Consider the following 21,717-nt stretch of genomic DNA (forward strand, 5'->3'; position numbering starts at 1 on the left):
ATGTTTACTGTTATAATTTTGTATGTTTGTTATCTGAAAAGACAAGATTGGTTATGGAATGTTTTTTTAACTATAAATGAGCAAATTTGAAAAATTGCACAAAACTACACCACGACCTTTACAAAGGAGTCAAAATCATTGCATTCCCTTGCACATTGATAGAGGGTCAGATATTTTTCCATCTGGATTATGTCACTGATCTTGTGATACCCTGTTTCAAAAGGACAGACTTCGCCAGTTCCAACAACACACATATAGTGTGCAAATGACATAATCAACCAGTATCTTCGGATTCCCTGCGCAGAACGGATTTGATAGCTGTCCAACGCCAGTTTATCCTTACATTGGCGGAAAAACACCTCAATTGACCACCTGCATACGTAATTGTCCAGGATTTCATTTGTGGATAAAGACACATCCATGCAAAGGAAAGCCCTTAGTGCTTTCGGTTTTCCAAATGCTTTTTCAGGATAGCTGAGAAGAACAAGCGCGTTTTCTATACCATTGAGATTTCCTTCATATCGGTACACATAATAGTTTCTGCCTTTGACTGTCACAAGGTCAAAGTTTTTATGTGTTATGGATAGTTCGGCAGCCAGTTCACTTAGCTTCTTTTTCATTCCTGACGGGTACAGCAAACGATTTGTTTTCAAAGCACCAATTGTATGAAATCCTTGTATGGCAAAGGTGTTGATTATTTTTTCAGAAACGTACCAACAGTCACAAAGAAAATAAGACTTTACCGGAGGAGTTGGCAGTTCCCTTGCGATATCCTGAACAATGTCAATTTTAGAAATTGCCTTGTTATACAGCACAAAAGCATAATTCAAAACAATGCCGTTACAGGAAAGCATAACCGAAACTGCCTGATGCCCATAGTCCTGTTTCCCTTTCAAATGAGATTGATGAAAATACGCATCTTCAATCGGATGCAGAGCCTGTGACGAAGGCTTTGTCTTTGAAGCTATCGTATCGTCAACAATACAGAAAACAGGTTTTCTAGTGCGGGCTGCTTCTGAATAAATAATCTCAATGACAGACCTTTTTAATGTATCTGAAAGCAATGATTCATCCCACTTTCCAGAGTTGAGGAAATGGGCAATTGTAGTTCTGTGGCAAGAACTGTTTTTAGCAAAATCCGTGGTTTTTCCATGGTATCCAGAAAGAAAGATGCTAATCAGGATACTCATAAGATGATTGATCATTCGATTGGAATACGATTTGCATGTAACAGTTCAGCCCTCCGGCTGAACTGCATAAAAAATCATTGTAAAAAACGCTGAATTTTTCCTTTTTTATAGGGACTTTTCCACAGTAAACATATTTTTTTGCACAGTTGGAGGATTATAAGAAAGTTCCTACAAAATATGTGCATAACTTTTGGAGATATTCTTGTTTTTTAGCGTTTTAAGCTTTGTTGATCCACATTTTTTCATGATCAGCCTGTGTTATCCACTGTCATTTTGACGAATAGCAGAAACGTCCGGATTCGCTTTTTTCTTCTGTTTCTGATAAAATCATACTATCAGAAACAGAGAAGGGAGGCGGTCATGAATGGGCGGAAATTATGAAAAAGGTTTATACAACCAGCTTATGGAAGTCATGGCACGCCTTGACGCAGTGGAAGAAGATCTTCATGTAGAGAAGATCGAACATAAAAATGATGTTGACCGTCTGAATGCCAAAATAGACTGCCTTACAGAGGAAAACCGGCTTCTCAAAGACGATAATGCCCGCCTGAAAAGCATTATCAATAATGACAGCTCCAACACTTCCCTTCCACCTTTCACCGACCAGAAAGGCGGAAAACCTGCCAACACCTATAACAGCTGCCAGCATACGGGGCGCAAAGCAGGAGGGCAGAAAGGACATAAGGGTACAACCCTTACAAAAGAAGAAGTAGAAGAAAAAATCCGGTCAGGGAAATGCAGACATGAAGTCAGGGAGATCGGAGATCCTTCCAGCCAGAAATATGTTACCAAATATGTAGTAGACCTTGATGTCACACCAATGGTAACAGAAATACGTATTTATCCGGATAAAAATGGGAAATTCAATATTCCCGATGAATACCGGAGTGATGTGGTTTACGGAACAACTGTAAAAGCACTTTCAACCGTCCTGTACAGTGAAGGTGTCATGTCAAATGACAGGATAGCTGCATTCTTAAATGCTGCCGGAAATGGCGAACTCGGTCTTTCAGCCGGGAGCGTCTATGGATTCTGCAGAAAATTTGCCAGTAATGCCGAAGGAAGTATACAGAATTTAGAAACAGAACTGCTTAATCAGGAAGTGGTATTGACAGATGCCACCACAGTAACGGTCAATGGAGAACAAAATTATGTCCGGAATTTCAGTATAGGAAAGACGGTTATCTATCGTGCCATGAAAAGTAAGGCAATTGATGCCCTGAAAAAAATAGATTTCCTCAAAAAACTTTCAGGAATCCTGGTACACGACCATGAAACGGCATTGTATCATTTTGGAACAGACCACGGTGAATGCAATGTCCATATCATCCGTTATCTGCGTAAGAATACGGAAGAAACCGGGCATGGCTGGTCAGTGCAGATGAAAGACCTGCTCTGTGAGATGAACCGTGAGCGGAAAAAACTCGCAGACATGGGCGAAGTCTCTTTTCCGGAAGAGACCCTGCATGATTATGAGAAAAGATACATGGATCTTATTGCTTCAGGACGCAGGGAAAATAAGCAGCCCGGACGCAGATTTGCCAAGAAGGATGAAAAAGCCCTGTTGAACCGCCTGGAGAAATATATGCACAACCACCTTTTGTTCCTGCATGACTTCCGTGTTCCGTTTGATGATAACATGAGTGAACGTGACCTGAGAAAAGTCAAGAACCGGCAAAAGATGGCAGGAGGGTTTCGCAAAGACAGCGGACATGAAATGTATTGTGCGATCCTGACAATCATAGAAACCCTGAAAAGAAGAAATATGGGGTTAGTAGAAAATGCAAAAAAATTATTTATGGGTGCACCGGCTATATTTTAGCCGGTGCTAAGACTGGTTGTGCAGCCGGAAGGCTGAGCTGTTACAATCAGGATTTTTTATAATATAATTCTTGACAAATTTTGTCAAGAATTATATTATAAAAACAAATATATAGAGGCTGGTTGTTATGATTATCACACGAGAGACAGATTATGCGCTGCGGATTCTGCGCGCTTTGTCGGATGGACACCGACACACAATGAAAAATATCTGTGAGGAGGCAGTCGTACCACAGCAGTTTGCGTATAAGATTATTGCAAAGCTGGCAAAGGGAGGCGTGGTAGATAGTGTCAGGGGAAGCGGTGGAGGCTGTCTGCTGGATTGCGATCTGAGAGAGCTTAGCTTGTACCGGTTGTTGGAAATCATGGGGGATGATGACCGGATCAATGCGTGTATGGCATCGGAGTATGAATGCAGCTGGGAGAAAAAATGCAGGAAGCATTGTGAGATCCGGCGAAAGCTATGCAGAATCCAGATGCAATTACAGAAAGAATTAGACCAGCACAGCGTATATTTTTTGATCCACGGAGATGGATCAGGTAGTTAAAGGTCAAACTAATATCACAAGGTACGTTTGGAATCATCTGAATGGAGAATTTCGAGCGTACATCAAAGAGAAAAGGAGGCACACTATGGGATTTAAAACAACACAGGAACATGAGCTGCTTCGGCAGCAGATTCGCGAATTTGCCGAGACTGAAGTGAAACCCTATGCATTCCAGTGGGACAAGGAAAATTATTTTCCGGCCGAGCAGGTAAAGATGATGGCGCAAAAGGGATGGCTTGGTATTCCTTTTCCCAAGGAGTATGGTGGAATGGGGCTGGATGCACTCAGCTATGCGATTGCAGTAGAGGAACTGTCGCGAACAGATGGCGGATTTGGTGTCATTTTATCGGCGCATGTATCACTTGGCTCATGGCCGATCTATGCGTTTGGCAGTGAGGAGCAGAAACAAAAGTATCTGGTGCCTTGTGCAAAGGGTGAGAAGCTGGCGGCTTTCGGACTTACCGAACCAAATGCCGGATCCGATGCGGGTGGTACGGAGACAACTGCTGTGTTGGAAGGCGATCACTATCTGTTAAACGGAGAGAAAATATTTATTACCAATGGTGGGGAGGCGGATACTTACGTTGTCTTTGCAGTGACGACACCGGATATCGGAACCAGAGGAATCAGTGCCTTTATCGTAGAAAAGGGCTGGAAGGGCTTTGAGTTTGGCGATCACTATGACAAGCTGGGTATCCGGTCTTCTGCGACCAGACAGCTGATCTTTAATGATGTGAAGGTGCCAAAGGAGAATCTGCTCGGAAAAGAAGGACAGGGCTTTAAAATCGCAATGGCAACGCTGGATGGCGGACGCATCGGAATCGCATCTCAGGCGCTGGGTATTGCGCAGGGTGCGTACGAGAGTGCTGTTGAATATGCAAAGGATCGCATTCAGTTTGATAAGCCGGTAGCATTCCAGCAGGGCATTTCCTTCAAGATCGCAGATATGGCGACTAAGATCCGCTGCGCAAGATTTTTGGTTTATTCAGCCGCAGAGCGAAAGGAGGAACATGAGCCTTATGGAATGGAGGCAGCTATGGCGAAAATGTATGCCTCTGACATCGCTTTGGAGGTATGTAATGATGCCGTACAGATTTATGGAGGCGCCGGATATCTGAAGGGTACAGATGTAGAACGCATGTACCGCGATGCCAAGATTACGACGATTTATGAGGGAACGAATGAGATACAGCGTGTTGTGATCGCAGCAAATATTCTGGGCAAGGAGCCAAAATCAGCAGCAGCTTATGGTATGCCTAAGAAAAAACAGCCGGTCACAGGTGCGAGAAAACGGATGATCCTCAAGGAAGGCACAGCGGCGGAGAAGGTCGCACAGCTGGTGGAGAATCTGAAGAACGACGGACATGATTTCAGCGTTGGTATTGATATAGATACACCGATCATACGTGCGGAACGTGTCGTCAGCGTCGGAAAGGGAATCGGAGACAAGAAGAACATGAAGCTGGCAGAGAAGCTGGCAAAGGCTGCCGGGGCGGCACTCGGATCTTCGCGGCCGGTGGCTGAAACCTTGCGTTATGTACCGTTAAACCGCTATGTCGGCATGTCGGGACAGAAGTTTGTTGGAAATCTCTATATTGCATGTGGAATCTCCGGTGCAGTCCAGCATCTGAAGGGAATCAAGGAGGCATCTACGATCGTTGCGATCAATAAAAACGGCAATGCGCCGATTTTTAAAAATTGCGATTATGGAATCGTGGGTGATCTGAATGAGATCCTACCGCTTCTGGCAGAGGCACTGGGAACCGGCGAGAAGCAGCCGGCACCTCCGATGGTCAAGATGAAACGGCCGACACCGAAGAAGGAGAAGCCTTCCTACAGCACCTATGTATGTCTGGGCTGTGGTTACGAGTACGATCCGGCGATCGGAGATGAGGACGCAGAGATATTACCGGGCACGCTGTTTGAAAAACTTCCGGAGGATTGGGTATGTCCTGAGTGTGCAGAGAAGAAGACAGGCTTTATCGAAGTAAAGCCTTGACAGTGAGAACCGATAAGATGAACGATTGTAACTGTGCAGAAGGAAACTGTGAGGATACCAAACAGTTACGAATGGTTATAAAGGATAGGAGGGTTTATTATGCATAGTGTAAGAAAAGTGACAGATGATCTGTACTGGGTAGGAGCCAACGACCACCGGCTGACGTTGTTTGAAAATATACATCCGATTCCGCAGGGTGTGTCCTACAATGCCTATTTGCTGAAGGATGAGCAGACAGTATTGTTTGATACGGTAGACTGGTCGGCATGCCGCCAGCTGCTGGAAAATCTGGACTATTTACTGGGGGACAGGCAGCTGGATGTATTGCTGATCAATCATATGGAGCCTGACCACGGCGCCTCGATTGAGGAGATTCTACTGCGCTATCCGAAGTGTAAGGTGATCAGCACAGAAAAGGCATTCATGTTCATGCGTCAGTTTGGATTTGATATTGATGAACATGAGCTGATTGAGGTCTCAGAGGGAGACACTTATTGCTTTGGAGCACATACCGTGACCTTTGTGTCAGCACCTATGGTACATTGGCCGGAAGCGATGGTGACACTTGATGTGACAAACGGTGTATTGTTCTCAGCAGATGCGTTTGGTTCTTTTATCGCTTTGGACGGCAAGCTGTTTAATGACGAGGTGAACTTTGACCGGGACTGGCTGGATGAGGCGCGAAGGTATTATACCAATATTGTCGGAAAATATGGTCCACAGGTACAGTTATTGCTTGGAAAAGCGGCGGCTGTACTCGACAAAATTAAAATCATATGTCCGTTGCACGGTCCCGTATGGCATACGGAGCTTGGTTATATCATTGATAAATACCAGCATTGGAGTACCTATACACCGGAGGATAGCGACGGTGTCATGGTCGTGTACGCATCCATGTATGGGAATACAGAATCAGCGGCACAGGCATTGGCAGCAAAGCTGGTGGAGCGAGGCGTGAACAATGTCAGGGTATATGATGTGTCGAATACGCATGTGTCTTATCTGATTTCCGAGACATTCCGCTGCAGTCATATTGTGCTGGCTTCCGTGACGTATAATCTTGGCATTTATCCGGTGATCAAGAACTATCTGGAGGATATGAAGGCGCTGAATCTTCAGAACCGTACATTTGCGATTGTTGAAAATGGCTCATGGGCATGCAAGTCCGGTGACCTGATGCAGAAGTTTTTAGATGAAGAAATGAAGAATATGACCGTGCTGAATGAGCGCGTCAGCCTGTCATCCGCACTGTCTTCTGAAAAAGAGGCAGAGCTTGACTTCATGGCTGATGCGATTGCAGACAGTGTGAAGTCTGCTAGTGAAACATAACCGGAAGGCGTATCCAAGAATGGCGTGGACTGAATTGTTGGCGAAAAACGTAACAGTTCAGTTCGCGCCTTTTGAAAATCTGACTGACGGCGTTTTCCACTGCTGCGCATTTAGCTTTGCTCATAATCGGATGCCCACCTCATCATCTGAGAAATGTGCTCATTCATACAAGGCAGATGCATTCGTTTTTTAAGCCATGGCTGAACTGTTACATTTGCATAAATCTAATTTTTTAAACTGGTTGTATATGAATGTTGAATGATGTATAGTATTTGCAGGAGACACCTTCTTTCGTGAATGCTGTAAATGTTAGTTTTGGCACTTCCATTATACAACACAATCGAACTCAAGGTGTCTTTCTTTTATGCAAAATCACGAACTTGCTCATTTATAGTTGAACAAAATCGCTGCGCGATGGCCTGCCAAGGCTGTGGCGCAGCTTTCTTTTTCTCAATAATAAAATAGGCAATGGCAATTCTTACCAGTATTTGATATTGTAAAGTTACCACACAAAACAATTCAATACAGAAAGACACCACTGCCTATGAAAAGAATACCATTTGACCGCTTTTCTGACAAGCGGTTTTATTATGCTAATGCACCTCCATGTAAGCAGGGTTTTTCATTAACTACTGATTTTACATGGAGGATTTTATTATGTACGAAGAAATTTTTAATCAGATTCAATCTGCTGCGAATAAACGGAATCTCAAGGATTCCACGATTCATGCATACTGTACCAGTGTTGCTCATTTTTTGAACCACACAGCCAAGGATATAGATGCATTAACAACTGACGATGTTGATATATTCCTAACTGAAAAGAAACTTTCCGGGATTTCACCAGAAACATACAATCACTACCATTCAGGAATCCGCTTCTTTTACAAAAAAATATTGAAGAAGAATTGGGATGATGATGACATACCTCGTATGAAAAGGGACAGGAAGTTACCAACGGTGCTTACAAAAACAGAAATATCAGCTATTCTTGATGCTACGCCAAATCTGAAGCACAAAGCTATGATTGCTACTATGTATTCAGGCGGACTTCGTGTTTCAGAAGTCACACATCTTCATTATGATGATATTTCACGCACGAAAAAAACATACACATCCGTGATGGGAAAAGTCGCTCTGATCGTTATACTTTGCTTGCAGACCGGACGCTCGAAATATTGACAGAATACTGGTTTCAATGTGGCAGACCAAGAGGGATTTTGTTCCCAAGTTCATGGACAGGGGATTATCTTACAAAAGATAGTGTCATTCAGTTTTTTCGTGAAAGTGCCAAAAGAGCAGGCATTCAGAAACACGTCTCCACGCATTGTTTACGTCACAGCTTTGCAAGTCATCTGTTTGAATCCGGCTGTGATGTAAAATATATTCAAGCGCTTCTGGGACATCGTGATCCAAAATCAACAGAGGTTTATCTGCATGTAAGCAATAAAACTCTGCTTGGAATTAGGAGTCCATTTGATGAGATGGGCGGTGAATGATTATGGAGAAATCATGTACGATACAAGATGTATTTGAACGGTTTTATCCTTCTTATGAAAAGAGGAATAGCCCTCCTGCTCATCATAGAAAAACAGCTTATCATATCATGAACTGTAAAACAGGCGCTTTTGGTGTAAACATCAGTGTTTGTGAGGACTGCGGATGTATCAGCATTCATAATAACTCCTGCAGAAGCAGATGCTGTCCCATGTGCCAGGAGTTTCCGAAAGAGAAATGGATTGATGCACAAAAAGAGAACGTACTTGATGCACCCTATTATCATGTAGTATTCACAGTTCCTGAGGAATTGAATCCTATCATTTATAGCAATCAGAAACTTTTGTATGATGCACTGTATCATGCTGCATCATCCACTCTGGACGAGCTGGCGAAAGATTCAAAGTATCTGGGAGCTGACATCGGATATATCTGTATTCTTCATACATGGGGTTCTGCAATGAATTATCATCCTCATATCCATACAATTGTTCTTGGTGGCGGACTTGATAAGGACAGCAAATGGAAAGATACCGGTGGGAAGTTTTTTCTCCCGTATGGGGTCATTGCAAAAGTGTTCCGTGGGAAATATTTGTGCGAATTAAAAAGCCTGTGGAATGATTCAAGGCTTGAGTTTCATGGTACAGCGGAGAAATATCAAAACCACTATTGCTTCAAAGGACTTCTCGATGAGTGCTATAAAAAAGACTGGGTTGCTTATTGTAAGGAAACATTTAATCGAGCACAGTCAGTCATAAATTATCTTGGAAAATATACTCACAGGATAGCAATCAGTAATCATCGGATCAAGTCCATGACGGAAGCAACTGTTACATATGCTGTAAAAGACTATAAAAACAAAGGTCAGTGGAAAGAGAAAACAGTTCCGGGCGAGGAATTCATCCGTCGATTTTTAATGCATGTTCCTCCCAAACGATTTGTCAGAATCCGGCACTATGGTCTGCTATCATGTAGAAACAAGAGAAAAAAGATAACTCACTGCAGAAACCTGCTTGGATGTAAGAAATACATTTCTACATTAAAAAATCTAAATGCAGTAGAAATGATAAGGGTTTTATATCACATCGATGTATGCAAATGTTCTTCTTGTGGAGGGAATATGGTATCACCCCGCAAAGATAAATACAGTTCTTCTTTTCGTGCACATATGAGATGTTAAGATCTACAATTGCATAGAATAAATGACTTCCTCATAGGAGGTTTGTTTGTCATGCCTGAAATTGATTTCTTGAATAAAAAAACTTTTACCAAAACATCCGGTATGATAAACTTAAGGAAAAGAGCAACGATTGAATCCCCATAGCTATCGGCTAAAGGGACGCGACTTTGTTCACCAAGGTAAAATCGAAATTGATGTAAACGAAAGGGCAGTTTTTATCAGAACTCAAGGCTGCTTTTTCGTTTACACCAACTCCGATTGTTTCCTTAACAGTTTATAAGGTATTAGAATGGAATATGGAGTCATATATGAAAAATTAGAAAAGGTTTATTTAAATATTTAAAAGGATATTTTTCTGTAATAAAGTGGTCGATTCCTTTTTCATGGAAAACATCTCCGTGTTATACTATGATTCGGATAGGAGGTGCAATATGTGTTCCGGTTACGTTATATGTTTGGAGTCTTGATTTGTTTAATCATCATAATGACCTTTGCATGAAACAATATAGATGATATCGTCTTTTTCGTAGTAAACAATTCTGTTCGTATCATCAATTCGTCTGCTCCATAGACCACTTAAATTTTCCTTTAGAGGTTCAGGCTTTCCAATGCCTTCAAAGGAATTTCGCTGGATATCTTTGATAAGTCCATTAATTCTTTTTAGAGTTTTCTTATCCTGTGTTTGCCAGTACAAATAATCGCTCCATGCTCTATCTTCCCATAACAACCGCATTATTCTACCTCTATCAATTCATGCTCTGCAAAATTGGCTCTACCGTTTTTTATGTCGTGTACAATATTTTCCAGATAACGGATATTGCTCTCGGAATAAAATGGATCTACCGATACCTCAAAAGGAATACGTTTTTCTCTGCCTACCTTTTTTGCAAATATAGTAAATGCTGCACTCATGGAAAGACCTAGTTCAGAACATACTTGCTCCATGCTTTTTTTTAACATCTGCATCCAATTTAAAATTAACATTAACTGCTTGTGCCATATACAACACTCCTTTCTACTTGTTTACAAATTGTAATTTCGTCTTGCAAATTAGCTTTTATATTTATAGTATATGCATATTTAAAGAAAATATCAAGTAAAATTCTTTAAAATTACTTTGTGCTAAGTATGGGAGTTGCATTGGGAAAATACTTTTGTTAGAATAAATCTATTGAAAAGAAAATACAAAGATGGTATTTGAATGATTTCGGAAAGAGGGGGATTTAGAAATGGTTAAATACTTAGAAGCAGCAGAATGTATTTGCCTGGCAATATCTGTTTGCAATCTTATTGCAGTAGGTTTTACAATGAAAAAACAGAAATCTATTAATAAAATAATGTATTTTGTTAATAATCTTGGTATTGTTGTGTTATCAAATCTTATTGTTTGGACGGAAGGCTGTTATGTGGATGAAAATAATTTAAGTGGCAGCGCAATTACGTTTATTTTGAACATTTGCAACATCGTATTTTTTATTGCGAGTAGTATGATGGGATTTAAATGCGAGAAGGAAGAATAAATCTAAAGAGCAGTTCGGATAGTACTATAAGCTTTTTTCATTTCTTTAGTTAATAGTTAAAATAGCAATTGTCATGCATACAATAGTTGAAATAGACGATTTTAAGTTGAGAAAAAGAAGGAAATGGATATAATACAGAATAATAATTTGAGGAGAAGTGTATTGCGTATGGAGGAAAAAAGAAATATTTTAAAGAATTTCGTCGATAAAATGGAAAAACTCTTTGGAAAATCATTAAAAAAACTAATTTTATATGGCTCGTATGCAAGGGGAGACTATAAAGAAAATTCTGATATAGATATTATGATTTTAACTTCTATGTCAGATGATGAAATACGCGATATTGAAAATCAAGTATATGATATTGCCTATGATTATCAGTTATCGGATAATGTTATGATAAGTGTTAATATAAAAAATGCAGATCATTATAATTATTGGCTTGGAGCACTTCCTTATTATGATAATGTAGAAAAGGAGGGGGTCGTACTTGTCGGATAACAGACGTGAGAGTTTATGTAATTACCGGATGGCAGCAGCACGGGAAACTTTACAGGTGGCACAGGAATGTTTTGAAGGAAATCATTATAAAGATGCTATTAATAGATCTTATTATGCAGCATTTTATGCTGTGAAAGCAGTGCTGGCACTGGAGGAGAGAGATTTTAAAAGGCATAAAGATGTGATGGCATACTTTAATCAAAAGTATGTGGCGGCAGATGTTTTTCCAAGAGATATTGGACGTAAACTTGCCAGATTGCAGCAGAACAGATAGGATATACACAGGAAGTCGTTGCTTTAATAGCAGATTATTTGGAAAAGAATTTATAAAAAAAAAGAAGAGAATGGATATAATAGATACAATAGTTATGGATTGAAAAATTTCTGAAAGAAGGTACTTTAAAAATGGTTAGATATTTAGAAATGATAGTGTATATTTGTCTGGCAATATCTATTTGTAATTTTATTGCGATAGGCGTTGCATTGAAGAAAAAAGACCAATTTTTAAAATAATGTATTTTATTAATAGTCTGGGAGTTGTTGCTATATCAAATCTTCTTGTCTGGATGGAAGGAGTGTATGTGGATCAAAATAATTTGAGCGGTAGTGCAATTACCTTTGTGTTAAATATTTGTAATATCATATTTTTTATTGCGAGTAGTATGATGGTGTTTAAATGCCGGAAGGCAGACTGAAAAGCTGATAATATGTGTTTTGAAATTTGATAGATATGCCTCAATTGGGCAGGAGACAGTTTATGAAGAATAAATTATGTATGTTATTTGCAATTGTTTTATTGATCGTTGGTGGATGCAATGAAAAGTCACAAAATTATTTTATAGGGACAATTTTGAAAATAACAGATAATTATTTTATTGTAAGTCCGGATGATTCGGAACCAATTAGGGAGATTGGTGATATGATATTAGTTCCGAAAGAAGTGGTATCAGCGAATGGAGTCCTAGAGCTGGCAGTTGGTGAGCGTATTCAGGTGGTTTATAATGAAATGGAACTAACGGATGAAGGGGTAATCGTAGACATTGTTTATGCAATATACAAAGAAAATGATTTAGAAGGTACTCAGGAAAAATGAAATTGTAAAGAATAAGTGAAAAAAATGATCATAGAGAAAAAGCCAAAGTCTAACGACTTCTCTTTTTCTCTTTTTTTATGAGCTTTAGCTTGTTTTGTTATACAAAAAATCACCTTTTCGCTAACATAGAATTGTTCAGGATACTATTTAACGAAAGGAAGAATTAGATCGAGAATCAACTAGTTCCAAAATGGAACCAGTTCTTATGAGCATGCAGGATTGGGTAGATCAGACCAATCAGTTTTTGAGCAACAACAGACGTAAGGTTCTGGAGGGTAAGGGAAAGATATATTTTAAAGGCGAATAGCAAACAGCCAATGAGGTAAACTAGCGACGCTGCTTTTTCTCTTTTTTTACACTGTATCCAAAAGTTCCAAGCTTCCTGCCGAGCAGGAAGTATTCGCCGTGGGAGTAAGTGACAAGTCCGCTTTTGTTTAATTCGAATTTTCCCTTCTCGTCGAGCAGGGTATCGTCGATGGTCACACCAACAACATCCGCAAGGATCATGGAGTGACTGCCGAGAGGTTTGATCTCACGGACTTTACATTCGATATTCACAGGGCTTTCCGCAATTCCGGGTGCATGGATGTGTTTTGAAGCGAGGGGCGTCAAATGCATTTCTTTAAATTTGTCGACATCACGGCCGGAGCGGACTCCACAGTAGTCCGTAGCTTTCACCAGTTTTTCGGTTGTTAAATTGATCACAAACTCGCCGGACTCCTCGATCAGGTGATAAGAGTAGCGCTCTGGGCGGACGGAGATCGAGACCATCGGCGGATTGGTGCAGACCGTCCCTGCCCATGCGACAGTAATAATATTCGGTTTTCCATCTAATTCCGGTCTCTCACACAGAGGATCGTGCGCTGTGGAACTCTGGCAGCTCACCATGACCGCAGGGAGCGGATAGAGCATATTTCCCGGTTTCCAGTTCTGTTTTGCCATATTTTATAATTCCTTTATCTAAAAATAAATGGATGTAATATCCATAACGGATTTGCGATATATAGCCGGATATTACTTCAAAAGCATATCCATCAGATACGCATATACATCTTCGTTCAGATTTTTCCAGTTGTTGCAGATTGCTTCTGCCTGTGCACGGTTTTTGACGCTTAACGTCAGATCAATGATGTTTGTGTTGTGTTCTCGGTACTGGCAGCGCACGGCGTAGTCCTGATTTGGCGTTTTATAATAATCTGCCAGAATGGAATTGTCATTTCGAAGCTGAAGCTTGTTTTTTTCCAGAAAAGCCATCGTGTCGTGTTCGATCGCATCGGAAATCTTGTCTTTGAAAAACTCCAGCGTCTCTTTTCCGGCAGCAGTGATGGTGTACTGGGTGTTACTGTGCGTGGATTCTGTACGGATCAGATCGGCGTCGACCAGATCGCTGATGACCTGCTGGACACGGAAATAATCAGTGTAGTCCTGTTCGAGAAAAAAGTTCGAAATCTGTGTATTGGTCAAAGGAAAATCAACTTTATCCAACATGTTTAAAATTGTTAATTTATATATGGTAAATGGTTCGGCCATTTATATACACCTCTTTCTTTTATGTGGGTATTAGACGATTGCAAAACTCTGATTCAAGTTGAGAATATTGTGAAGAATTAACAAAATTTTCGAAGACACGCTTTCGCTATGTGTCGCTCGCAACAGTACTAAGAACTCATATCCTGTATTTCATTCCTGATAAATCAGAATGAAATACAGAATATGATTTCTAAGGACTGGCGGCTCCCCAATGTCTTCTCAAGCTTTTGTCAATTCTTCACAATTGGCGCTACTTTAATTATGAGTTTTGCAATCGCCCATATCCGTTATTGATATAGCTTTCCCTGCCATGTATCACGCTCCCGGAAGCGCTTGTATATCGTATTTAAGACACGCTTTTTATCCGTGCTCCACAGCGGCGCGATCAGAAGGGAACGTGGACCGTCACCTGTGAGGCGGTGAATCACCATTTCCGGTGGAAGGTGTTCGATACAGGTCACAACAAAATCGCAGTATTCCTCAAGGGAAAAGACTGGAAAAGGCGCTTTTTTATAGAGCAGAGCCAGATCGGTATTTTTCAGTACATGGAGAAGCTGCAGTTTTACGCCGTCTACCGGAAGATGTGCAACAGCGTCTACCGATGCAAGCATCATTTCTTCCGTCTCACCGGGCAATCCGAGGATCAAATGCGTGATAACGGAAAGACCACGATCTTTCAGGGCATCCACCGCAGACAAATACTGCTCATAAGTGAAACCGCTCCGGATCTGCCGCAGCGTATCGTTGTGAATGGATTGCAGACCAAGTTCTATCCAGACAGGTTTTTGACAGTTCAGTTCGGAGAGCAGATCGAGCACTTCGGGTGGGAGACAGTCACAGCGTGTTGCGATGGAGAGTGCAGCAATATCCGGCTGTGCGATCGCCTCCGTAAAAAGTTCTCTTAAATAGGAAACGGGAGCGTAGGTATTCGTGTATGCCTGAAAATAGGCGATAAACTTTTTACAGTTACTTTTCCTGCGGATACGTTCTTTCGCCTGCGTGATCTGTTCTGTGACAGAGAGGGAAGGGGCAGTGGCAAAATCGCCGCTTCCACCGGCGCTGCAAAAAATACAGCCGCGCGAATCCAGTGTCCCGTCACGGTTTGGACAGGTCATCCCGCCGTTTAAGGACAGGCGGTAGACTTTTTCGCCAAACGTCTGTTTTAGATAATGGTCAAGGGAAAAATATGGTTTGTCTCCCCAGAATTTTTTATCTGACATATCCATGTTTATTTTACGATGTGGGATTTTACTGCCTGGCTTACCACCTCTGCAACACGCGGGTCGAAAGCTTCCGGCATGATAAATTCATCGTTTAATTCCTCGTCGGAAACAAGATGTGCCAGAGCTTCGGCAGCGGCAAGCTTCATTTCCTCAGTGATCTGTGTGGCGCGTCCCTCCAGGGCACCTTTGAAAATGCCAGGGAATGCGATCACATTGTTGACCTGGTTCGGGAAATCACTTCTTCCGGTTCCGACAACTCTTGCGCCGGCTGCCTTTGCAACGTCCGGCATGATTTCCGGTACCGGATTTGCCATTGCAAAAAGGATGGAGTCCTTATTCATGGAGGCAACCATTTCAGGAGTTACGATATTTGGAGCAGAAACTCCGACAAAAATATCAGCACCCTTTAATGCATCTGCGAGTGTGCCGGAAGCATTTTCTAAATTTGTCACTTCGGTCATCTTTTTCTGCATCCAGTTTAAATCCGGGTAATCTTTTCCGATGATACCCTGGCGGTCGCACATGGTCACATGTCTGAAACCGTAAGTGAGGAGCAGTTTTGTGATGGCAATACCCGCAGAACCGGCACCGTTGACAACAACTTTACAGTCTTCTTTGTTCTTGCCTGTGACACGCAGACCGTTGATGATCCCGGCAAGGACAACGATGGCGGTGCCGTGCTGGTCATCATGGAATACCGGGATATCGAGCATTTCCTTTAAGCGTTCCTCAATCTCAAAACAGCGTGGAGCGGAGATGTCCTCCAGATTGATTCCGCCGAATGCCGGAGCGATATTTTTGATGGTTGCAATAATCTCTTCGGTGTCCTGGGTGTCTAAACAGATCGGGACAGCGTTCACATCGCCGAACTCTTTGAAAAGCACACATTTTCCCTCCATGACAGGCATAGCGGCATATGGTCCGATATTGCCAAGTCCTAAGACGGCACTTCCATCGGAAATGACGGCAACGGTGTTTGCTTTCATTGTATAAGTGTAGGCAGCCTCTTTATCTTCTGCAATGACTTTGCATGGCTCGGCGACTCCCGGCGTATATGCAATCGCAAGGTCTTCTCTGGAATTGACCTTTGATTTTGCGATAGTTTCTAATTTACCATTCCACTCTTTATGCATGGCTAATGCTTTGTCTTTTAAATCCATGATATGAACTGTCTCCTTTATGTAAATGTTTGTTTTAAAACTCTGAAAGTAATGATAACATTTCCTTTTTTATTAATCAAGAAAATTAGGACTTCCTATTTCGTAAAAAGTGTTGTATAATAAATCGCAGTTATAGATTCATTTAGTCGATTCAGACGTTGTTCCCAAATGATACAATTATGATTAAGGAGTCATTGAATGAGAGAAAAATATGAAAGCTTATCAGCAACGGTTTTGCGTGATTTAGCAAAATCAAGAGGAATTAAAAGCACTTCTACAATGAAGAAAGCGGATCTTGTAGAAGCGATGCTTGCAGAGGATGCAAAGAAAGAAAAAGAAAAAGCGGCAAAAGGATCAGAGAAAAAAACGGAACAGCCGGCTGCTTCCGAGAAACCGGAGAGAAAAAGAGCAGATTCAGCAGAATCAGCCAAAGAGGGATCAAAAGAGGGAGAGCGTGAGGAAGCAAGCCAGGATGATACGATCAAGAATCTTGACAGCGGAATCACTGTGAATGGAATTCTTGAGGTTATGCAGGATGGATTCGGATTTATCCGTTCCGACAATTATCTGCCGGGGGAGAATGACGTTTATGTGTCTCCATCCCAGATCCGTAAGTTCAATCTGAAAACAGGTGATATTATCTGTGGTAACACAAGAATCAAAACACAGCAGGAGAAGTTCTCTGCATTATTATATATTACAACGATCAACGGTTATCATCCAAGCGTGATCCAGCAGAGAAAGAATTTTGAAGATCTTACACCGATTTTCCCAAATCAGAGAATCCGTTTGGAGAGACCGGGCAGCAGTGTTGCGATGAGAATCGTGGATCTGATCTCGCCAATTGGTAAAGGACAGCGTGGTATGATCGTTTCCCAGCCGAAAGCAGGTAAGACAACTCTGTTAAAAGAGATTGCAAAATCGGTTACAGCATCTAATCCGGACATGCATCTGATCATTTTACTGATCGATGAAAGACCGGAGGAAGTTACCGATATCAAGGAAGCGATTGAAGGGGATAATGTAGAAGTTATTTATTCTACATTTGACGAATTACCGGAACATCATAAGAGAGTATCTGAGATGGTCATTGAGCGTGCAAAACGTCTCGTGGAGCATCATAAAGATGTCATGATCCTGCTCGACAGTATCACACGTCTTGCAAGGGCATACAACCTCACAGTTCCACCAAGTGGACGTACGTTATCCGGTGGTCTTGATCCGGCAGCCCTTCATATGCCAAAACGTTTCTTTGGTGCAGCCAGAAATATGAGAGAGGGCGGAAGCCTTACCGTTCTTGCAACAGCACTGGTAGATACCGGAAGTAAGATGGACGACGTTGTGTTCGAGGAGTTTAAGGGAACTGGTAACATGGAACTTGTACTCGACCGCAAGCTTTCCGAAAAACGTGTATTCCCGGCAATCGATATTGTAAAGTCAGGAACCAGAAGAGAAGACCTGCTGCTTGACCCGGATGAGTTAGAGGCAGTGGAGATCATGCGCAAGGCTTACAATGGTATGCGTGCAGATGAGGCAGTGGAGAATATTTTAAATATGTTCGCCCGCACAAAGAATAATAAAGAATATATCGCAATGGTAAAGAAAAATAGAATTATTTAAAAAAATATCTTGATTTACTATGATGCGTATGCTATACTTTAAAAGCTGTTTATCGGGATAAAGAATCTTTTACAGATTCTGGACAGTTTTTATATCGTGTATATTCTTGCAGTAAGTGCCATATGCGAATCGGGTATACGGGCATAAAGAATATAGAACAAGCGCAACAAATCAACGATAAGAATAGAAGAGGTGAAAATCATGAGAGAAGGAATCCATCCAGATTATTATCAGGCAACTGTTACATGTAACTGTGGAAATACATTTGTTACAGGATCAACAAAGGAAGACATCCACGTTGAGATCTGTTCTAAATGCCATCCATTCTACACAGGTCAGCAGAAAGCTAACAGAGCTGATGGTCGTATTGATAAGTTCAACAAGAAATACGGTATCAACAAATAGAAAAAAGTGGTTACAGATAAGGTTGAGGTTATTAAATCTCAACCTTTTTTAGAACATGGAAACTCTATGAGAAAGACATGGTTATTTAAATGAAATATTCAGGAATTGGCGGACAGGCTGTCATGGAAGGCGTGATGATGAAGAATCAGGAAAAGTACGCTGTTGCAGTGAGAAAGCCTGACCATGAGATTGAAGTGAAGGTTTCAGAATATACTGGGATCATCAGAAATAAGAAAATAAGAAATATGCCGATTTTAAGAGGTGTATTCAGTTTTATAGAGTCGCTTGTACTCGGAATGCAGACATTGACCTATTCCGCTTCTTTTTTTGTAGGATGAGGAAGTGGATGAGAAGAAAAAAGAGCCGATGACGGAAGAAGAGCGCAGGAGACAGGAGCAGAAAGAGAAGAAACAGGAAAATGCCATGATGGGCGGAACCGTTGTATTATCGATCGTTCTTGCTGTGGCAGTATTTATGATGCTTCCATATTATTTATCGACTCTGTTTCAGAAAGTAATTACATCCCAGTGGGTGATCGCATTGTTAGAGGGAGTGATCCGTCTGGTGATTTTCATCGGATATGTAGCACTTATCTCTCTGATGAAGGATATCCGGCGTGTTTATATGTACCATGGTGCAGAACATAAATGTATTAACTGCATTGAACATGGCATGGATCTTACCGTGGATAATGTGAGAAAAAGTTCCAGATTTCATAAACGCTGTGGAACAAGTTTTCTTTTGATCGTAATGTTAGTCAGCATTTTGTTTTTTATGTTTATCCGCGTGGATTCTCCAATCCTCCGTGTGGTTTTGCGTCTGCTTCTGATCCCGGTGATCGCAGGTGTATCCTATGAATTTATCCGGCTGGCGGGAAGAAGCGATAATGCAGTTGTGAATCTTTTGAGCAAGCCGGGATTATGGCTGCAGGGTTTGACAACAAAAGAACCGGATGATGAGATGATCGAGGTTGGAATTGCCTCTGTGGAGGCCGTTTTTGACTGGAAACCTTATGTGGAAGAAATCCGCCGGGAAATGAAGTAGAAGGGCGTGAGATAAGAATGACATATCGGGAAGCTGTTGCCCATGGAGAAAAAGTGCTGGAGCTGTCGCATATTGCAGATGCGAAAACAGATGCATGGCTGCTGCTGGAAATGGGCTGTAAGATAGACCGTAAATTTTATTATATGCATATGGAAGATGATCTTCCGGATGATCTGCTGAAGGAATATGAACTAGCCGTCAAAAAGCGTGCAGAGCATATCCCGCTGCAGTATATTGTGGGCGAGACGGAATTTATGGGGCTGAAGTTCAAGGTAAATTCCAATGTCCTGATTCCGAGACAGGACACAGAGACACTTGTGGAGGAAGCATTAAAAAAAGGTAAAGCCGGGAATGAAAGTACTTGATATGTGTACCGGTTCCGGTTGTATTATTATCAGTATCTTGCATAACGTTGAGGGCGTGAAAGGATATGCAGTTGATATCTCCAAGCAGGCGGTCAACGTTGCAAAAGAGAATGCAAAACTAAATGAAGTTCCGGTTCTTTTTGAGCGGAGTGATCTTTTTGAGATGGTCACGGAGAAGTTTGACGTGATCGTGTCAAATCCGCCTTATATCCCAACAGATGTGATCCCGCAGCTCATGCCGGAGGTGCAGGTGTTTGAACCGGTTGAGGCGTTAGACGGAAAAGAGGATGGACTTTACTTTTACCGGAAAATCGTGGAACAGAGCAGGGATTATCTGAATCCCGGCGGTTATCTGATGTTTGAGATTGGTTACGATCAGGGAAAAGATGTGTCTGAAATGATGACAGATGCAGGATTTTCCGATGTCTGTGTGAAAAAAGACCTTGCAGGAAATGACAGGGTTGTGACCGGGATGTTGTAGCGGTGTCAGGGCATAGAGATATAAAGAGCGAAACAGAGGAAAATGCAGATTTAGCTGCATTTGACGAACAACAAATGTTGATCAGATTAGAAATGAGGGAGAAATATGTTTGATAAATTAGAGGACTTACTTATCCGTTATGAAGAGTTGATGAGTGAATTAAGTGAGCCGGATGTGGCAAATAATCCGGAACGTTTCCGTAAGCTGATGAAAGAGCAGAGCGATATTTTACCGATCGTGGAGGCTTACAAAGAATACAAACAGTGCAAGCAGAACATCGAGGATTCGCTTGCCATGTTGGAGGAAGAATCTGACGAAGAGATGCGCGAACTCGCAAAAGAAGAGTTAAACGATGCAAAGAACCGTGTCGCAGAATTAGAGAATGAATTAAAAATCCTTCTTTTACCAAAAGACCCGAACGATGACAAAAACGTTATCGTGGAGATCCGTGCAGGTGCCGGTGGAGATGAGGCGGCATTATTTGCGGCAGAGATTTACCGTATGTATCAGCATTATGCAGAGACAAAGAACTGGAAAACAGAGATCATGGAATGTGACGACACCGGAATCGGCGGCATGAAGAGTGTGACATTCATGATCACAGGAGCAGGAGCTTACTCTGTTATGAAATACGAATCCGGTGTACACCGTGTACAGCGTGTGCCTGAGACGGAATCCGGCGGACGTATCCATACCTCTACCATCACAGTAGCTGTGATGCCGGAGGCGGAAGATGTTGACGTACAGATTGATGAGAAAGATATCCGTATCGATGTCTGCCGTGCGTCAGGAGCAGGTGGACAGTGTGTCAACACCACAGACTCTGCGGTTCGTTTAACACATATTCCAACTGGAATCGTGATCTACAGCCAGACTGAAAAATCGCAGATCCAGAACAAGGCAAAAGCGTTTGCGTTGCTCCGTACAAAGTTATTTGACTTAGAGCAGCAGAAAGCACATGATGCAGAAGCTGAACTTCGTAAGAGCCAGATCGGTACCGGTGACCGTTCTGAAAAGATCAGAACCTACAACTTCCCACAGGGACGTGTGACAGACCACCGTATCAACCTGACACTTTACAAATTAGATAAGATCATGAATGGTGATATTCAGGAGATCATCGATGCATGTATCGCAGCCGACCAGGCTGCGAAGCTGGCGAATATGAATCAGGAAGCGTAAAATGCCGGTTCATGAAGAATATCCTATAA

18 protein-coding genes and 4 pseudogenes are annotated in these 21,717 nt (G+C 41.8%); 15 read left to right on the forward strand and 7 right to left on the reverse strand.

The genetic code is table 11. The features are described from left to right. Positions 1-104: 104 nt before the first annotated feature. Entirely contained in the window at positions 105-1,205 is a 1,101-nt protein-coding gene (locus tag ROSEINA2194_RS00465; protein WP_007882076.1) for an IS701 family transposase, read from the reverse strand. 349 nt (positions 1,206-1,554) lie between these two features. Between ROSEINA2194_RS00465 and ROSEINA2194_RS00470 the strand changes: the two genes are divergently transcribed. The 6 genes and pseudogenes from ROSEINA2194_RS00470 (at position 1,555) to ROSEINA2194_RS00495 (ending at position 9,564) form a co-directional block, all read left to right on the forward strand. Next, positions 1,555-3,012, forward strand: a complete 1,458-nt coding sequence (locus tag ROSEINA2194_RS00470) for an IS66 family transposase (protein WP_007882080.1) — start codon at positions 1,555-1,557, stop codon at positions 3,010-3,012. A gap of 127 nt (positions 3,013-3,139) precedes the next feature. Then, a complete protein-coding gene (locus ROSEINA2194_RS00475; protein ID WP_007882084.1) occupies positions 3,140-3,559 on the forward strand; it encodes an RrF2 family transcriptional regulator in 420 nt (139 codons plus the stop codon). An 85-nt stretch (positions 3,560-3,644) separates the two neighbouring features. Beyond that, positions 3,645-5,558: an acyl-CoA dehydrogenase family protein gene (locus ROSEINA2194_RS19985; RefSeq protein ID WP_007882085.1), complete on the forward strand. Its 1,914-nt coding sequence runs from the start codon at positions 3,645-3,647 to the stop codon at positions 5,556-5,558. Positions 5,559-5,657: 99 nt separating this feature from the next. Further along, positions 5,658-6,887: an FprA family A-type flavoprotein gene (locus tag ROSEINA2194_RS00485; RefSeq protein WP_007882086.1), complete on the forward strand. Its 1,230-nt coding sequence runs from the start codon at positions 5,658-5,660 to the stop codon at positions 6,885-6,887. A 657-nt stretch (positions 6,888-7,544) separates the two neighbouring features. Next, positions 7,545-8,386, forward strand: a pseudogene (locus tag ROSEINA2194_RS00490) (tyrosine-type recombinase/integrase). Between the two features lie 2 nt (positions 8,387-8,388). Then, positions 8,389-9,564, forward strand: coding sequence for an IS91 family transposase (locus ROSEINA2194_RS00495; RefSeq protein WP_044926692.1), 1,176 nt, complete (start codon positions 8,389-8,391; stop codon positions 9,562-9,564). 472 nt (positions 9,565-10,036) lie between these two features. Here ROSEINA2194_RS00495 and ROSEINA2194_RS00500 read toward each other — a convergent pair whose 3' ends face one another. Together ROSEINA2194_RS00500 and ROSEINA2194_RS00505 are read right to left on the reverse strand one after the other, a co-directional pair. Further along, the gene (locus ROSEINA2194_RS00500) at positions 10,037-10,297 is read right to left on the reverse strand and encodes a Txe/YoeB family addiction module toxin (RefSeq protein WP_007882092.1); all 261 of its coding nucleotides are present in this window, start codon (positions 10,295-10,297) and stop codon (positions 10,037-10,039) included. After that, positions 10,297-10,564 (reverse strand): annotated as a pseudogene (locus ROSEINA2194_RS00505) (type II toxin-antitoxin system RelB/DinJ family antitoxin). The gene ROSEINA2194_RS00500 and the pseudogene ROSEINA2194_RS00505 overlap by 1 nt, the downstream one beginning before the upstream one ends. Before the next feature lie 229 nt (positions 10,565-10,793). Between ROSEINA2194_RS00505 and ROSEINA2194_RS00510 the strand changes: the two are divergent. From ROSEINA2194_RS00510 to ROSEINA2194_RS00525, 4 genes are all read left to right on the forward strand, one after another. Continuing rightward, positions 10,794-11,084, forward strand: coding sequence for a hypothetical protein (locus ROSEINA2194_RS00510; protein WP_007882097.1), 291 nt, complete (start codon positions 10,794-10,796; stop codon positions 11,082-11,084). Between the two features lie 168 nt (positions 11,085-11,252). Beyond that, positions 11,253-11,585, forward strand: a complete 333-nt coding sequence (locus tag ROSEINA2194_RS00515; RefSeq protein WP_044926668.1) for a nucleotidyltransferase domain-containing protein — start codon at positions 11,253-11,255, stop codon at positions 11,583-11,585. Then, positions 11,575-11,859 carry a HEPN domain-containing protein gene (locus ROSEINA2194_RS00520; protein ID WP_049887963.1) on the forward strand — a complete coding sequence of 95 codons (285 nt, stop codon included), beginning with the start codon at positions 11,575-11,577 and terminating at the stop codon, positions 11,857-11,859. The genes ROSEINA2194_RS00515 and ROSEINA2194_RS00520 overlap by 11 nt, the downstream gene beginning before the upstream one ends. 483 nt (positions 11,860-12,342) lie before the next feature. Next, on the forward strand, positions 12,343-12,678 hold the full coding sequence (locus tag ROSEINA2194_RS00525) for a hypothetical protein (RefSeq protein WP_044926670.1): 336 nt from the start codon (positions 12,343-12,345) through the stop codon (positions 12,676-12,678). 327 nt (positions 12,679-13,005) lie between these two features. On the opposite strand, the gene ROSEINA2194_RS00530 is transcribed toward ROSEINA2194_RS00525, so the two are convergent. The 4 genes from ROSEINA2194_RS00530 to ROSEINA2194_RS00545 form a co-directional block, all read right to left on the reverse strand. Beyond that, the gene (locus ROSEINA2194_RS00530; RefSeq protein WP_007882105.1) at positions 13,006-13,620 is read right to left on the reverse strand and encodes a flavin reductase family protein; all 615 of its coding nucleotides are present in this window, start codon (positions 13,618-13,620) and stop codon (positions 13,006-13,008) included. Between the two features lie 72 nt (positions 13,621-13,692). Next, positions 13,693-14,208 (reverse strand): DUF4364 family protein, encoded by a 516-nt coding sequence (locus ROSEINA2194_RS00535; protein ID WP_007882107.1) that lies wholly within the window; start codon positions 14,206-14,208, stop codon positions 13,693-13,695. Between the two features lie 287 nt (positions 14,209-14,495). Further along, a complete protein-coding gene (mnmL, locus tag ROSEINA2194_RS00540) occupies positions 14,496-15,434 on the reverse strand; it encodes a tRNA modification radical SAM protein MnmL/YtqA (protein ID WP_007882113.1) in 939 nt (312 codons plus the stop codon). A gap of 2 nt (positions 15,435-15,436) precedes the next feature. Next, positions 15,437-16,591 carry an NAD(P)-dependent malic enzyme gene (locus ROSEINA2194_RS00545; protein WP_007882116.1) on the reverse strand — a complete coding sequence of 385 codons (1,155 nt, stop codon included), beginning with the start codon at positions 16,589-16,591 and terminating at the stop codon, positions 15,437-15,439. A 198-nt stretch (positions 16,592-16,789) separates the two neighbouring features. Here ROSEINA2194_RS00545 and rho point away from each other — a divergent pair, with 198 nt between their 5' ends. The 5 genes and pseudogenes from rho (at position 16,790) to prfA (ending at position 21,688) form a co-directional block, all read left to right on the forward strand. After that, on the forward strand, positions 16,790-18,211 hold the full coding sequence (gene rho, locus ROSEINA2194_RS00550; RefSeq protein WP_007882122.1) for a transcription termination factor Rho: 1,422 nt from the start codon (positions 16,790-16,792) through the stop codon (positions 18,209-18,211). A 201-nt stretch (positions 18,212-18,412) separates the two neighbouring features. Next, on the forward strand, positions 18,413-18,616 hold the full coding sequence (gene rpmE, locus ROSEINA2194_RS00555; protein WP_007882123.1) for a 50S ribosomal protein L31: 204 nt from the start codon (positions 18,413-18,415) through the stop codon (positions 18,614-18,616). Positions 18,617-18,705: 89 nt separating this feature from the next. Continuing rightward, positions 18,706-19,660 (forward strand): annotated as a pseudogene (locus ROSEINA2194_RS00560) (DUF1385 domain-containing protein). 17 nt (positions 19,661-19,677) lie between these two features. Continuing rightward, positions 19,678-20,506 (forward strand): annotated as a pseudogene (gene prmC / locus ROSEINA2194_RS23375) (peptide chain release factor N(5)-glutamine methyltransferase). Positions 20,507-20,611: 105 nt separating this feature from the next. Next, positions 20,612-21,688, forward strand: coding sequence for a peptide chain release factor 1 (gene prfA / locus ROSEINA2194_RS00570; protein WP_007882128.1), 1,077 nt, complete (start codon positions 20,612-20,614; stop codon positions 21,686-21,688). Positions 21,689-21,717 lie beyond the last annotated feature (29 nt).

Origin of the sequence: Roseburia inulinivorans DSM 16841, from assembly GCF_000174195.1 — a bacterium.
GTDB classification, from domain to species: Bacteria; Bacillota; Clostridia; order Lachnospirales; family Lachnospiraceae; genus Roseburia; species Roseburia inulinivorans.